This window comes from Streptomyces sp. ISL-66 (assembly GCF_018614135.1).
In the GTDB taxonomy this organism is placed as follows: domain Bacteria; phylum Actinomycetota; class Actinomycetes; order Streptomycetales; family Streptomycetaceae; genus Streptomyces.
This window is the reverse complement of record NZ_JAGGOW010000117.1, coordinates 1-14,094: the sequence shown is the minus strand read 5'-3', so window position 1 is coordinate 14,094 and position 14,094 is coordinate 1. Positions and strand designations below refer to the sequence as shown.

The following is a 14,094-nucleotide window of genomic DNA, read 5'->3' as shown; positions in this document are numbered from 1 at the left end:
AGACGGTCACCGAGGTGGTGTTCGGCCCGGTGGTGAAGCCGACGCTGAGCTGGCCGTACGACGAGCTGTTCGGTGTCCAGGTGGACGGGGCACCGGTGAGGCCGGCGCCGGTGGCGCCCAGGTAGACGTAGCTGCCTTGGACGTATGCCGTCAGCGTGTACGGGGAGTTGGGCTGCACGCTGATGGTCTGGGTGCACTGGGCGTTGTCCTGGCCGCTCGGCGAGGACTTGAGCGCGGAGGCACCGGAGTGGACCGGACTGCTGACGGCCGCGCCGGAGCCGCTGGAGCAGCTCCAGCTGGAGAGTCCGCTCTCGAATCCGGGGTTGGCCACCAGGTTGGTGGTGGCAGCCCCGGCCGTGACGGAGCCGACCACGGCCATGCCCGCACCGATGACGGCAGCGGCGCTCAGCCCGGCGAGGTAGCGGTTCAAGACGGTCGGTCCGCGCTTGGCGCGGGTGGACCGGTTCACGTGCGGTGCCCGGTCGCCTTCGAGACGGCCGGCATCCGAGCAAGGGCGAACGGGACCCGAGGGACGTGGAGTACGTGACCTCCGACGGAACATGCGGGACATCCGGAACATGCTGTGCTCCCTTCCCGCCGAGCGCCAGGGACATATCGGCGCGTGGGGGCGTGACGCCCGGCTCGGGTGAGGTGGGGACATGTGGGGCTGTGCCGGACCGGATCGTAGGAGGGCCGGCGTGGCGGGTCAATAGGTCTGGACCAATAACACGTGCCCGGCCCGTTCCGTACGCTGGCGGCATGCGCATGCGCCCCACTCTGAGCTGGACCCCCACCGAGGACCTGCGACCCGGCACCGCCGATCCGGAGCCGTTGGCCGATGCGCTGAGGGTCGGCGGTGTCCTGATCCTCAGCGGGGCGGGCATCTCCACGGAGTCCGGGATTCCCGACTACCGGGGCAAGGGCGGGAGCCTGAGCCGGCACACCCCGATGACCTACCAGGAGTTCACCGCAAGCGACCGGGCCCGGCGCCGGTACTGGGCGCGCAGCCATCTCGGCTGGTGTACGTTCGGCCGGGCCCTGCCGAACGCCGGGCACCGGGCGGTGGCGGCGTTCGGTCGGCACGGCCTGCTCTCGGGTGTGATCACCCAGAACGTCGACGGCCTGCACCAGAGGGCCGGCAGCGAGGGCGTGGTGGAACTCCACGGAGGTCTGGACCGGGTCGTCTGCCTTTCCTGCGGCGCTTCCAGCGCGCGCCGCGATCTCGCCCGGCGGCTGGAGGAGGCCAATGCGGGATTCGAGCCGGTAGCCGCGGGACTGAACCCCGACGGCGACGCCGACCTCACCGACGAGCAGGTTCAGGACTTCTCGGTGGCGCCCTGCGCGGAGTGCGGCGGCGTCCTCAAACCCGATGTGGTGTTCTTCGGCGAATCCGTTCCGCCGCCGCGGGTCGAGCACTGCCGCGAGCTGGTCGGGGAGGCCACATCGCTGTTGGTGCTGGGGTCTTCGCTCACCGTGATGTCCGGTCTCCGGTTCGTCCGCCAGGCAGCCCGCGCCGGAAAGCCCGTTCTGATCGTCAACCAGGACCCGACCCGCGGCGACCAGCACGCCCTCACGCGGGTCGCCCTCCCCCTGGGGATGACCCTCACCACCCTGGCCGCAGGACTGCACATTCCCGTCGACGGCCCGACAGCGACCTGAATCGGGCTCGGTGAGTGCGGCCTCGATGTCGTCAGGGTGCGCCGCGAGGGCCTTGGCGAGTTCCGCGCCGTCGAGCATGGCGAGGTTGGCGCCTTCGCCGTTGGGGGCCGCGAGGTGGGCGGCGTCGCCGATCAGGGTCGCCCCCGGCACCCGGTCCCACCGGTGCCCGGTCGGCAGAGCGTAGTGGGGACGCAGGACCGGCCCGGTGTCGCCGTCAGTGATCAGGGCCGTGAGTTCCGGCGCCCAGCCGTCGAACTCCCTCGCGATGCACGCGCGGGCCGCTGCCGGATCGGTGAAATCGATGGCGTCGAACCATTCCTGCGGCCTGGCCAGTGCTACGTAGGTGTGCAAGGTGTCGCCGCTTTCCCGGTGGGCGAAGATCTCCCTGCCCGGCGCGGGCGCGATCAGCATGCCGCCGCCGACCGCCTTCGCGGCGGCAGGGTGCCGGGTGTCGGCGTGGAACAGGTACGTCTCGACGAACGACGTGCCGGCGTACTCGGGTGTGGCGGCGGAGAGCAGCGGCCGGACCCGTGACCAGGCGCCGTCCGCGCCGACCAGCAGGCTGGTGACCAGGGTGCCGCCCTCGGCGAACGTCACCTCGTGGCGGCCCTCGCCGAGGGCGCGGGTGCTGGTGACCTTGCGCCCCCACCGGACAGTGCCGGCCGGGAGCGAGTCGAGGAGGATCCGGCGCAGCTCACTTCGCTGCACCTCGGGGCGTCCGCCCGTGCCGTCGTCGGCCTTGTCGAGCAGGACCGTTCCGTCCCGGTCGAGGACCCGCATCGCCTGGCGGCCTTCGAGGACGATGGCATGGAACTCGTCCATCAGGCCGGCTGTCTCGAGGGCGAGCTGACCGTTGTAGTCGTGGATGTCGAGCATCCCGCCCTGCGTGCGCGCCGACGGGGAGGACTCCGCCTCGTAGACCGTGACCGGGATTCCGCGGACGTGGAGGACGCGGGCCAGCGTGAGTCCGCCCGCCAGACCCCGGAGCGCCCGTCACGCTGTTCGACGGCACGCGCGTGCAGCGGGCTCCGGCGGACCTCGTCGACCGGCAGGCCGGTCGACGAGCTGCCCGAGGTGTCGGGCCCGCCGTGCGTCGGGGCCGGGACGCTGCCGACCCCTGGGTTCAGCAGCGCCGGATCAGCCGCACCGGATCGGCCCGGTTTCCAGGTCGTAGGTCACTCCGCCCCGGACCAGCGAGCCGCTCACGCTGATGCACTGCCCCGTGGAGTCGAACCAGGTGTACAGCGGCCCCGCGTAGTAGTGGTAGTTGGCGGGGTGCTCCTTCGGCGGGTCGATGGAGTAGTCGCCGCTCTCGTCGAAGATCGCCAGGGTGATGTGTGAGGCGAGGCCGTCGTAGGGGCTGGACCAGAACTTCACGCAGTTCTTCTTGGTCGAGCCGTTCCAGTACGTGCGCGCGTAGCCGCCCCCGCTGCGCCCCGTCGCCCGACTGTGGGCCCAGTACGTTTTGCCGTCCCAGCTGCCGGTGCACTCCGCGGCGGCAGCGGCCGCGACCGGCGCCGCCTGGGCGGTGGGGGAAACAACCAGACCGAGCAACAGCGCCATCACGCCGACGCCCATCAGCTGTGGTGTGCGTAACCGCTTCTTCAAGCGCTTCATCCGCATCTCCTGGTGGTCGGATGCCATTGACCCGGTTCGTCCGGGACGTACCCGGTACGTTCCGCCACCCAGGGACGAGGCACGCGCCGTTTCACGAAATCTCCACCGGATGGAAGGCGGCCGGCCCGCTGAGAACGGTCATCCACGACGCGTGGGAGCGGGCCGCCCGCGGCGCCCGTGACCATGCGGAACGAGAACCTCGCCGGTCATGCCGTCCACCGCCATTCGGTGATCTCCGCCGGGTCCACGCCGGTGCTGCGCAGTTCCCGCAGGAGCCGGTCGCGGTGGTCCGCGTAGCGGTCGGCGAGCCGGGCGGACCTGCCGGCGTGCGTCCCGAGGTGCTTGAGCACGGTGAGGGCGAGGTCGTGGCGGGTGGTTCCGTTGAGTGCGAGCAGGTCGTACGGGGTGGTCGTGGTGCCCTCCTCGACGTACCCGCGGACGTGGAACCGGTCGGGGTGCGGGCGTCCGTGGAGCAGCTGGTGGACGGCGGAGGGGTAGCCGTGGAAGTCGAAGACGACCGGAGCCGTGTCGCCGAACAGGCCGCGGAACGCATCCTCCGGCATTCCGTGGGGATGGCGGCCCGGGGGCGCCAGTGCGCAGAGGTCGACGACGTTGACGAAGCGGATCCGGGCTTCGGGCAGGTCGCGCCGCAGGAGGTCGGCGGCGGCCAGCGACTCGACCGTGGGGATTCCTCCGGCGCAGGCGAGGACGACTTCCGGGTCCTCGCCGCCGTTGCCGCTCGCCCATTCCCACACGGACGCGCCGGCCCGGCAGTGGGCTCGGGCGGCATCGAGGCCGAGCCACTGGGGGGCGTCGTGTTTCCCCGCGACCACGGCGTTGATCTTGCCGGTCTCCTCCAGCAGGCGTTCCATGACGACCAGGAGGGTGTTGGCGTCGGGCGGCAGGTAAACGCCGGTGACGGTGGACTTCCTGTTCAGCAAGTTGTTGATGAATCCCGGGCCCTGGTGGCTGTATCCGTTGTGCTCCTGGCGCCAGCCCTCGCTGCTCAGGAGGTACGTGAGGCTGCTCACCGGGGTGCGCCAGGGGACTTCGCGGGACATCTTCAGCCACTTGGCGTGCTGGTTGGCCATGCTGTCCACGATGGCCGCGAAGGCCTCGTAGGTGGGGAAGAGACCGTGCCGTCCGGTGAGCAGATAGCCCTGGAGCCAGCCCTGGCAGTTGTGCTCGGACAGCATCTCCATCACCCGGCCGGAGCGGGTCAGGTCCTCCGAGTACTCCTCGACGGGCCAGACGTACGCGCGGCCGCTGGTGGCCAGGACGGCGTCGAGCTTGTTCGAGGCCAGCTCGTCCGGCGAGACGATGCGGAAGTCACGGCGGACGGCAGTGCTCCGCATGAGGTCGGCCAGCCAGCCGCCGAGGACGCGGGTGGGGCTCGCCGTAGCCGACCCGGGGCCCTGGCCGACCTCGACGGCGTGGGGTTCGAGCGGCGGCAGGTCGAGCGGCCGGCGCAGCTTTCCGCCGTTGGCGGCGGGCTGGGCTCCGAGGCGTGCGTCTCCCTCCGGGAGTCCGGCGAGGACCTCCGCCGCGGGCCGTCCCTCCGCGTCGAACAGCTCGCGGGGCCGGTAGGAGAGCAGCCAGTCCTCCAGGGCCCGCAGCTGTACGGGGTCCTCGCGCACGTCCGGCAGGGGCACCTGGTGGGCGTGAAAGGTCCCCTCGATCGCCGTGCCCTCGACCTCGGCCGGTGCTCCCTGGCCCTTGAGGCTCCGCAATACGATCATGGGCCAGGCCGGGCGGACCGGCCGGTCACCCGTGCGGGCCCGGCCCTGGAGGTCGCGGATGACGTCGTGCGCGTCCAGGACGGCGGCGTCCATGGGATTTCCCGTCGCGTCGCCGGTGACGTCCACGATGCGCGGGTCCCAGCCGTAGCCCCGGAAGAGGGCGTTCAGTTCCTCGTCCGACATCGTCGCGAAGACCGTCGGCGAGGAGATCTTGAAGCCGTTGAGGTGCAGGACGGGCAGGACCGCTCCCCCGGTCACCGGGTCGAGGTACTTGTTCGAGTGCCAGGCCCCTGCCGTGGGGCCGGCCTCCGCCTCACCGTCGCCGACGATGCAGGCGACGATCCGGTCGGGGGCGTCCAGGGCCGCGCCGAACGCCGTGGCCAGGGCGTATCCCAGTTCTCCGCCCTCGTGGAGGACGCCCGGCACCGACGGGGAGAGGTGGCTCGGGAAGCCGTCCGGGGCGCAGTAGCGGCGCGCCAGCTCCCGCAGGCCGGAGCCGGTCCTGGCCAGGGCGGGGTCGTGGTCCTCGTGGGTGCCCTCCAGCCAGAGGTTGGCGTGGAGGGCGGGCGCGCCGTGCCCCGGCCCGGTGACCAGCAGGACGTCGGCGCCGCGTTCCCGGATCAGGGTGTTGAGGGCCGCGTACACCGTGGTGATGCCCGGGCAGGTGCCCCAGTGGCCCAGCAGCCGCGGCTTGATGTGTTCCGGGCGCAGCGGCTCCGTCAGCAGGACGTTGTCCCGGAGGAAGATCAGGGCCAGGGCCACGTAGTCGGCGGCCCTCGCGTAGGGGCTGCGGCCCTTGTGCCGGCGCTGTGCGGAGGAGGTCACGGCGCTGCTCCGAATCGTCGGAACGGACTGGACACCCTCGCGCCTGCCCCGGTCACCCCGGCTGAACCCGCCGGAGGCGTTACGGGGCGGCGCCGGTTCCGTGGTGTTCGGTGCCGGCCTGCGTCGGAAGAACGAGACGGACCTCGAACCCGCCGAGAGCGAGAGGGCCCGTGGTGACCGTCCCGTGGTAGATCCGCGCGCGCTCCCTCATCCCGATCAGCCCGTGGCCGGAGGGAGCGCCCGCCTCGGGAGCGTACGGCTGGTTCCCGTCGTCCTTGATGCGAACCGTGACGGCCTGATCGGCAAAGGCCAAGCTGACGACGGCCTTTGCCGGGCCCGCGTGCTTGAGTACGTTGGTCAGTGCCTCCTGGACCACCCGGTAGACGCACAGGTCCATGCCGGGGCTGAGCTGAGAACGCTCTCCAGTGATCTCGAGCGTGACGGGCACTCCCGCGGCTGTGACACGTCGGGTCAGCTCCGGCAGGCGATCGACTCCGGGGGCGGGGGCGTCACCCACGCAGTCCTCGTCCAGGGTCGCCGTGTGCCCCGCTCGCCCCTCCGGGCCGACGCGCAGCAGGACGAGAAGGCGTCGCATCTCCTCCAGCGCCTCCCGACTCGTGACCGCGATGGTGTCCAGCGCCTGCCTGCTCGTCGCCGGATCGGCGTTCGAACACGTAGGCCCCCACGCCCGCCTGGAGGGAGATCACGGACATGTGGTGGGCGACGACGTCGTGCAGCTCGCGCGCGATGCGGACCCGTTCCTCGGTGACCGCCTGCTGGGCACGCGCCTCCTGCTCCCTGCGCAATTGAGAGGCCAGTTCGGCGAGTTGCCTGTTGCGTTCGGCGAGTCTCGCGGCCCCACGCCCGACGAGGCAGGAGATCGCCGGGAAGACCACCGCCTGAGCCAGGACCGTCGGCATGGAGCCGTTTTCCAGGTTGCGCAGTCCGGCGAACACCCATGTCCCCGCGACGGCCGCCGCGCAGGCGGCTGTGACTGAGCGCGATACTTGGCCCGGATGGACAACTGCGATGCTCAGAATCGGAACCGCCCCGTGAGGACTGCAGGGGGCTGAGGCACCGGCTCGGTTCGACAAGGCTCGAACGGCTATGGCGCCATAGGGGCGCGGACCTCATTGCGGATGGTCGCGGTCTTGGCCGCGAAGGCCTCAAGGTCGAATTCGGCTGGGCGTTGTTTGGTGAAGTCCACGCTCTGGGTTACGTCGACAACGGCCGATCCGTCCGCCCAGGAGCAGTCCGGGCCCCAGGTCGTTCCAAATTCATCGGTCTCTTGAACGATCCGACATGAGACGGGCTCCGAGGAGCCCTTGGGGATGATCGTACGGGGACCGATGATCACGGTGGACTGCGTGGGGAAGGTGTGTCGGCGGTCAAGGATCTTAAGAAACTCGTCGCGAGCCGTGACCGGGCTGAGCACGGTTCCGTACACCCCAGTCACCGCCAGCACAGGCCCGGATGTCTGCGACTTTCGGTCGGTCGGCTGATAGGCGGCGAATGCGGAGATGCCGTTGTCGATCTGGCCGGAGAGCATCGACGCGATGTTCTGATCGGGCTCGGAATGATCGGACCCCGTGAAGGTCCCGTTGAGTACCGCCCCAGGCAACTGCAACCGGTAGCGCTCTGACGGAACGGAGGCCTGACCCGGGCCGTTCATCGGCGGGCTTCCACTTTCTCCACTACCGCCACAGCCAGCCAGCGCTGCCGCGACCATCGTCGCCACCGCCACCGACCTAAGTTGCTGCTTCACGTGTCTCCCCCCACCACAGACAGTCCAACGTGATCACTTTGCCATGACGTAGCACACCTCTGGGACGGGCTGCCGAGACAGCGGCGGCCCGCCGTCCCCGAGATCGGCGCGCTCTCCTGCGGGCCAGCTCTCGCGCACGTGGGCCAGAACTCTGTGATCGCGGCCGGAGCCGACCGTAGACTGCGCCCGGCATCGTCACACTCGGGGGAAGCGATGGAGTTCCGACTGCTCGGACCGGTCGAAGTGGTCCGTGAGGGAAAGTCCTTGGCGTTGGGCGGGCCTAAGCCGCGGACCCTGCTCGCCGCCCTGATGCTGGCACGAGGGCGTGTCGTGTCCGTGGACCGCCTCGTCGACCAGGTGTGGAGCGAGGAGCCGCCGTCCACCGCGCGGGCGCTCGTCCAGACGTACGTCTCCTCGCTGCGCCGCGCGCTGAGAGTGAACGGGCTCCTGGAGACCCGCCCTCCGGGCTACGCTCTCCACGTACCCGCCGATCGTCTGGACATCGCGCTGTTCGAGGAACGCGCCGGGCAGGGCCGGGACGCGCTCGCGTCCGGAGACCCGGTACGCGCCGCCGGCCTGCTCCGCGAGGCGCTGAACCTGTGGCGCGGCACCGCGCTGGACGGGACGGGCGGGGCGCTGCGGGGCGAGGCGCAGCACCTGGCCGAGTTGCGGCTGACGGCCCTGGAAGCACGGACCGCCGCCGACCTGGCCCTCGGACGGGCAGGCGACCTCATTGGCGAACTCTCTTCGCTGGTTGCCGAGGCGCCCCTGCGAGAGCGGTTCCGGGCCCAGCTCATCAGTGCCCTCTACCGGACCGGCCGGCAGTCTGAGGCCCTCGAGGTCTATCACGAGGGGCGTCGGCTACTCGCCGACGAGCTGGGGGTCGACCCCGGCCCGGAACTACGGCGCCTGTACGAGCTGATCGTGCGCGGCGAGCCCGATACCGCGGACCCCCGCACCGTGTCGCCACCACCACCGGAGTCCGCACCGGCAGGGATTCCCCAACCGGCTCCGGCCCTACCGGCTCCAGCCCAACTGCCCCCGGCCGTTCGTGGTTTCGTGGGCCGGGATCGGGAGCTTGCCGCACTTGTCGGAGGGCTGAACGCCGCCGAACCCGTGTGGCTGGTGTCCGGCAGCGGCGGAGTGGGGAAGTCCGCACTCGCGGTCCACGCCGCACACCGGCTGGCCCGCGCCTACCCGGACGGCCAGATGTACGTGGACCTGCGCGGGACCCTGGGGCCGTCCGTCCCGCCCGGTGAGGCCATCGGCGGTTTCCTGCGCGCCCTCGGCACGCCGGATGCCGCGATACCCGAGGGGCTCGAGGCCCGGACCGCCCGACTGCGCAGCGAGCTGGGCGGCCGGCAGATGCTGCTCGTGCTGGACGACGCGGTTGACGAGGCCCAGATCAGACCGCTGCTGCCCGGAAACCCCGACTGCGGAGTGGTGATCACCAGCAGGAACCGGCTGGCGGGACTCGTCGGACCGAACCGGATCGAGCTCGGTGTGCTCTCCGATTCCGCCGCCGTGGAACTATTGGCGCGCACCGCCGGTACGGACCGGGTCGCCGAGGAGCCGGGCGCCGCTGCCGAGGTGGTCCGGCTGTGCGGGAACCTGCCGCTGGCCGTCCGCATCGCCGGGGCTCGGCTCGCCACCCGCAGCCACTGGGGGCTCGCGGCCCTGGTGGACCGGCTGGCCGACGAACGACGACGCCTGGACGAACTGCGGGCCGGTGACCTTGAGGTCCGCTCCTGCTTCCACCTCAGCTTTCGCGCCCTCGACCCCGAAGCCCGTACGGCCTTCGCCCGCCTGGGCCTCCTCGGCGTGCCGGACTTCGCCGGATGGGTGCTCGCCCTCCTGCTGGACGTACCGGAACGGGTCGCCGAGGAGGTCTGCGAACGCCTCGTGGACTCCCAGCTCCTGGAATCTTTCGGACATTACGCCGACGCAACCGCTCACAGCGCCCTCCAGCTCAGGGGCACCGGCTACGGCACCCCGGTGCAGCCACCCCGCTACCGGCTCCACGACCTCCTGCGCCTCTACGCCTGTGAACAGGCCGAGGGGACCCAGACGATGCCGGAACGATCCGCCGCCATGAGCCGTGTACTCGACGGGTGGCTGGCGCTCGTCGGGCGTGCCGCGGCCGCCCAGCCCTCGGGAGCCGTACCTCCCCCGACCACCCGTAAGGTGTTCCCGCCCGTGTTCCAGCAGGCGGCCGCCGCGGCGACCGCCAACCCGCTGGCCTGGTTCGCGGTGGAGGAACGGGCGCTGGTGGCCGCAGTGGATCAGGCCGCGGCACTCGGACTGGACACGGCCGCCTGCCAACTGGCCACCGCGCTCGCCGCCTCCGCGTACGCCGTCGGCAACCGCTTCGAGCAGTGGGACCGTGTGCACGCCACGGCCCTTGCCGCTGCCCGCCAGGCGGGAAACCACGCGGCGGAAGCCGGCGTCCTGACGGGCCTTGGGCAACTCCGTTACGAGGAGGACCGGTACACCGACGCCGAGCGGCACTTCCACCACGCCCTGCCTCTCCTCGAATCCGCCGGCGACACCCGCGGCGTGGCCGCGGTGCTGTCCGGTCTCGGTTCCGTGAACAGGGAACGCGCACGGTTCGCCGTCGCACGCGATCAACTGACCCGGGCCCTGCACACGTTCAAGGATCTCGGTGGCCACGCGGCAATCGGGCACACGGCCCGCCTGGCGGCTTCCGTCTACCTGGAGGAGGGGGCTTACCCCGCGGCCCACGGACTGCTCGCCGAGTCCCTCGCGGCCTACCGGCGGATCGGCAGCGTACGAGGGGAGGCGCTTGCCCTGCGCACGCGCGGCCTGGTGTACCGGGCCGCCGGGGACTACCGCACGGCCTCCGACCTCTGCGCCGAGGCCGGCATCATGTTCCGCCGGCTCGACGACCGGCTCATGGCCGCATATGCCGACCAGGCGCTGGTCAAGGCGCGCATTCGGCTCGGCGAGACCCGGAGCGCCGGGGGCATCCTGGCAGCGGCCCTGCGGGAATGCGTCGACCACCGAGACCCGCTCGGCGAGGGGCTGGTGCTGCGCACGCTCGGCGAACTGGCTCTGGCCGACGGCGACTTCATTGCGGCCGAACGGCACCTCATGGCGGCCTTCCGGATCTGGGAGGGTCTGGACCTGCCGCTCTTCTGCGCCCGCGCCCGGCGAGACCTGGCCGACGTACACGAGGCCACCGGCGACCACGCTGCGGCGGCTCGGTGCCGCGAACAAGCTCTACTGGTATTCGCCGAGTTCGGCGCGCGTGAGTACGCAGAGCTGTCCGCACGGACCGCTGCCCGCGCCCCCCGCTCTTCCTGAGTTCTTGCAGTGGTTCTACAGCGCCCCACGAGAGTCTCTCCACCAGCGCCCGAAGCGCCCTGTCCGATGGAGGAGTAGCTCGTGAAACCACCCCTGCTGAACCGCCTGTTCACCATAGTGCTTGGCATGCTGGCCTTGCTCGCCACGGCACTGACGGCAGCCCCGGCCGCCCAAGCGGCCACCACCGGGGACATCGCCCGCGTCGCCAACCAGGAGGCGAATCAGCCGCACAGCTGCTCGTACTACGGAGACTGCCCCGGCGGAGGCTGGTGCGCGGTGTTCGCCACCTGGGTCTGGCGGCAGGCCGGCGTGACCGATCTGGGCGGCCTCGGCATCAGCGCGAAGGACTTCTACCAGTACGGCGTGCGGCACAACACCGTCGACCAGACACCGAACGTCGGTGACGCGGTCGTCTACAACCTCAACAGCGACGGCACCTACGCGGACCACGTCAACGTCGTCGTCGCCGTCTCGGGCGACACGGTCACCACGGTTGGCGGCAACGAGAGCAACACCATTCAGCGGACCAGCTGGAACTGGCGCCAAGGGACCAACGCGGGAGGACAGCACGCGAGCGCGTACATCGCCCCCGTGGGTCTGGGCGCAGGTCTGCACGAGGTGAGCGGCCTGTCCTCGGGCTGGCAAGACGGGACCGTGGCCGGGGCTTCGACGTCTGCGGTCAGCGCGATGATGTTCAACGAATACCGCACCGTGTACTCGATCCAGAACGGCCAGCTCCATGAGCGCAGCGCCGCCACCGGCTGGGGTGACGGGTACATTCCCACCGGCGGGGACATCAGCGCGGTCAGCGCGATGGAACACAACGGCGTCCGGCTGGTGTACGTCATCCGCGACGGCCGTCTGTACGAACTGGACGGCGGCAACGGCTGGGCCATGGGCCTCATACCCACTACCGCGCCCGTCACGGCGGTCTCGGCGATCAGCCTCAACGGCGTCCGGCTCGTGTACGTCGTCGAGAACGGAGTCGTCCACGAGGTGAACGGCGGCGCGGGCTGGTCGGACTCCCCGCTGCCCTCGACCAGCCAGGTGACCGCGGTGTCGGCGGTGAACAGAAGCGGCACCCGGATGCTCTACACCGTCCAGAACGGGAGGGTGTACGAGGTCAACGGGGGAGCGGGCTGGTCCAACTCCCAGGTGTCGGCCACGACGGTCAGCACCGTCTCGGCGGTAATCCACAACGGCGTCCGGCTGATCTACGCCGTCGACTCCCAGGGCCGCCTCCGCGAGTTCGACGGCGGCAACGGCTGGGCCGAAGGCACGGTCATGTCCCAGACCGTCGACCCGGGTTCCATCTCCGCGATCAGCGACAACGGCCTCCGCCGGGTCTACACCCTCCAGTAGCCGGGCTCGCGCCCCACCGCCGAGCGGCACCCACTCCGGGGGTGCCGCTCCCCGGGCGATGGTCCCGCCGCAGTGCGGGCCACTCCGCGACGTGGGCACTGACCAGCGTGCCCAGGAGCAGGTAGCTGGCCGGGTAGACACGGTCGGCGCACTCCACGGCCAGGGGGAGGGCGGTGACAGCAGGAACGAACCCTGGTGTGCCTGGGCCGCCCGCAGGGCCTGTCCCAGGCAGGGCCAGATCTCCTTGCCCGCGTTGATGTTGAACATCAGCCGGTAGGCGAGCGTGTAGCCGGTGGCCGGGCGTCCGCTCACGGTGATGACGGGGTCGGCGTCCAGCGCCCGCTTGAGGTCTTCGAAGGCCTGCCGCGGCCGGCCTTCGCCGAATCCGCAGGTGACGGCATTTCTGCGCGCACCAGTCCAGGAACCGGCCGACCGCCCCGTCCAGAGCGACGAACTGCCCGGCGTCGTAGGCGTACGGCACATAGCGACGCGGATCGTAGGCCCCGTCCAGGACCATGGCGCGGACGCGCCGGGGGAACTGCGCCGCGTAGACGGTGCCGACGTAGCTGCCGAAGCAACGGCCGTAGAAGGAGAGCGTCTCCTCGCCGAGGGCCTGCCGCAGCAGCTCGATGTCCTTGGCGTTCGACGCGGTGCCGATGAACGGCACCAGGTCTCCGGAGCGTTCCTGACAGGCGGCCGCGAAGTCGAGACCCTACCGGACGGCGCCTTGCAGAGCTCCGGGCCCGGGCACGCCCCGCGCGGCATCGGCGGCGGAGTGCTCCTTGTCGTTCCAGCACTCCACCTGTCCACTGCGCGCCACGCCGCGCATGTCGTACCCCACGACGTCGAAGGAGCCACGGAGGGAGGCGGGGAGCGCGTCGTGGCTGTTACGGGCGAAGTCCACGCCGGAGTTGCCCGGTCCGCCGGGGTGCAGCACAAGGACACCGGTGCGGTGGGCCTGGTCGGCCGCGAGCCGCTGGGTGACCGCGAGCGGGATCGTACGCTCGGTGGGCTGACGGTAATCCAGGGGTACTCGGGCGGTCGCGCACTCGAACCCGTCCGCCGGGCCGGCGGCGTCCGCTCGCTCGCAGGGCCCCCAGGACAGGACGGGACCCGGTGGCGCGGCGAGGGTTGTCGCCGTGGCGGCCCCGGGCGCTCCCCCGAGGAGCGCGGTGACCGCGATCAGGACGAGGGATACCCCCCACACCACTCGCTTGCCGGCGTCCTCAGCTAAACGGGTCGGCACGCGGCGATCCTCCGTCATCGGTGTCGCGGAACGGGCGACAACGTAGCCCCCGGTCGCCGCCCGTGTCGGGCGACGCATCTCCTCGGCCTCGCCGGGCCGGTGTTGGTGACAGTCGACGGCGTTTTCGAGGTCGATGAGTTGCCCTGGTCTCGAAGACGACAGGGCTCGGCCGGGAAGCTGCCGCAAAGTCCAGCCGTTGCCGTCCGGGCCAGGCCGTGCACGCGCCCAGTCGACCCTATGAACGCCAGCCCGGGCCGATGCCGCTGTCCCGGACACCAGGAGAACGCGCGAACAGGCCGGGCGCGATTCCAGGGGAAGGCGGCCAGATCACGTGCAGGACTGACGACCTCGCTTCCGTCGACCCGCCAGGTTGCCGTCCAGCGCGCCGCCCAGTCCGTGCGCGGATCGAGGGTCTCTCCCGAGCCAACCGTGTACGGCGCGATCAGCTCGTCAAACCCACAGCAGTGGGACCACACGCACCCCAGGTCAGCACCCTTCATGCCTCCAGCACACCGCGTTGAACGTCACGGGAACCTTGAAGTGCTCTCCCGGCTGAA

General features: G+C 70.9%; 11 protein-coding genes and 2 pseudogenes. 4 read left to right on the top strand and 9 right to left on the bottom strand.

The genetic code is table 11. The features are described 5' to 3' along the window. Nucleotides 1-46: 46 nt before the first annotated feature. Nucleotides 47-379: pseudogene (locus J7E97_RS36095) on the bottom strand (carbohydrate binding domain-containing protein); the annotation flags it as partial. 380 nt (nt 380-759) lie between these two features. Between J7E97_RS36095 and J7E97_RS22290 the strand changes: the two are divergent. After that, nucleotides 760-1,659, top strand: a complete 900-nt coding sequence (locus tag J7E97_RS22290) for an NAD-dependent protein deacetylase (RefSeq protein WP_215030128.1) — start codon at nt 760-762, stop codon at nt 1,657-1,659. A 6-nt stretch (nt 1,660-1,665) separates the two neighbouring features. Here J7E97_RS22290 and J7E97_RS22285 read toward each other — a convergent pair. The 5 genes and pseudogenes from J7E97_RS22285 to J7E97_RS36085 all read right to left on the bottom strand — a co-directional run. Beyond that, a pseudogene (locus tag J7E97_RS22285) lies at nt 1,666-2,637 on the bottom strand (FAD-dependent oxidoreductase); the annotation flags it as partial. Nucleotides 2,638-2,796: 159 nt separating this feature from the next. Further along, nucleotides 2,797-3,276: a hypothetical protein gene (locus tag J7E97_RS22280; RefSeq protein WP_251054959.1), complete on the bottom strand. Its 480-nt coding sequence runs from the start codon at nt 3,274-3,276 to the stop codon at nt 2,797-2,799. A gap of 206 nt (nt 3,277-3,482) precedes the next feature. Continuing rightward, on the bottom strand, nt 3,483-5,840 hold the full coding sequence (locus tag J7E97_RS22275; RefSeq protein WP_308346661.1) for a phosphoketolase family protein: 2,358 nt from the start codon (nt 5,838-5,840) through the stop codon (nt 3,483-3,485). A gap of 79 nt (nt 5,841-5,919) precedes the next feature. Then, complete coding sequence (locus J7E97_RS36090; RefSeq protein WP_251054958.1) at nt 5,920-6,435, bottom strand: sensor histidine kinase; 516 nt, start codon at nt 6,433-6,435, stop codon at nt 5,920-5,922. After that, nucleotides 6,350-6,553 (bottom strand): hypothetical protein, encoded by a 204-nt coding sequence (locus tag J7E97_RS36085; protein WP_251054968.1) that lies wholly within the window; start codon nt 6,551-6,553, stop codon nt 6,350-6,352. The genes J7E97_RS36090 and J7E97_RS36085 overlap by 86 nt, the downstream gene beginning before the upstream one ends. Here J7E97_RS36085 and J7E97_RS36080 point away from each other — a divergent pair. Further along, nucleotides 6,458-6,838, top strand: a complete 381-nt coding sequence (locus J7E97_RS36080) for a hypothetical protein (protein ID WP_251054979.1) — start codon at nt 6,458-6,460, stop codon at nt 6,836-6,838. The two genes, J7E97_RS36085 and J7E97_RS36080, sit on opposite strands and share 96 nt — an antisense overlap. 107 nt (nt 6,839-6,945) lie before the next feature. Here the strand turns inward: J7E97_RS36080 and J7E97_RS22265 are convergent, their stop codons facing one another. Then, on the bottom strand, nt 6,946-7,605 hold the full coding sequence (locus J7E97_RS22265; RefSeq protein ID WP_215030125.1) for a hypothetical protein: 660 nt from the start codon (nt 7,603-7,605) through the stop codon (nt 6,946-6,948). Between the two features lie 213 nt (nt 7,606-7,818). On the opposite strand from J7E97_RS22265, the gene J7E97_RS22260 reads away from it, so the two are divergent. Continuing rightward, on the top strand, nt 7,819-10,929 hold the full coding sequence (locus tag J7E97_RS22260) for a BTAD domain-containing putative transcriptional regulator (RefSeq protein WP_215030122.1): 3,111 nt from the start codon (nt 7,819-7,821) through the stop codon (nt 10,927-10,929). Nucleotides 10,930-11,010: 81 nt separating this feature from the next. Further along, entirely contained in the window at nt 11,011-12,291 is a 1,281-nt protein-coding gene (locus tag J7E97_RS22255; protein WP_308346659.1) for a CHAP domain-containing protein, read from the top strand. Here the strand turns inward: J7E97_RS22255 and J7E97_RS37080 are convergent. Both J7E97_RS37080 and J7E97_RS37075 read right to left on the bottom strand, forming a co-directional pair. After that, nucleotides 12,251-12,958 (bottom strand): alpha/beta fold hydrolase, encoded by a 708-nt coding sequence (locus J7E97_RS37080; RefSeq protein WP_374224210.1) that lies wholly within the window; start codon nt 12,956-12,958, stop codon nt 12,251-12,253. The two genes, J7E97_RS22255 and J7E97_RS37080, sit on opposite strands and share 41 nt — an antisense overlap. A gap of 45 nt (nt 12,959-13,003) precedes the next feature. Then, the gene (locus J7E97_RS37075; RefSeq protein WP_374224209.1) at nt 13,004-13,537 is read right to left on the bottom strand and encodes a hypothetical protein; all 534 of its coding nucleotides are present in this window, start codon (nt 13,535-13,537) and stop codon (nt 13,004-13,006) included. Between the last annotated feature and the right edge of the window lie 557 nt (nt 13,538-14,094).

What these genes read in the sequence shown, in the direction of transcription:
- J7E97_RS22290 (WP_215030128.1), top strand. Translation starts at nt 760, where the DNA reads ATGCGCATGCGCCCCACTCTGAGCTGGACCCCCACCGAGGACCTGCGA.
- J7E97_RS22280 (WP_251054959.1), bottom strand. Translation starts at nt 3,276, where the DNA reads ATGAAGCGCTTGAAGAAGCGGTTACGCACACCACAGCTGATGGGCGTC.
- J7E97_RS36090 (WP_251054958.1), bottom strand. Translation starts at nt 6,435, where the DNA reads ATGCGACGCCTTCTCGTCCTGCTGCGCGTCGGCCCGGAGGGGCGAGCG.
- J7E97_RS36085 (WP_251054968.1), bottom strand. Translation starts at nt 6,553, where the DNA reads ATGTCCGTGATCTCCCTCCAGGCGGGCGTGGGGGCCTACGTGTTCGAA.
- J7E97_RS22260 (WP_215030122.1), top strand. Translation starts at nt 7,819, where the DNA reads ATGGAGTTCCGACTGCTCGGACCGGTCGAAGTGGTCCGTGAGGGAAAG.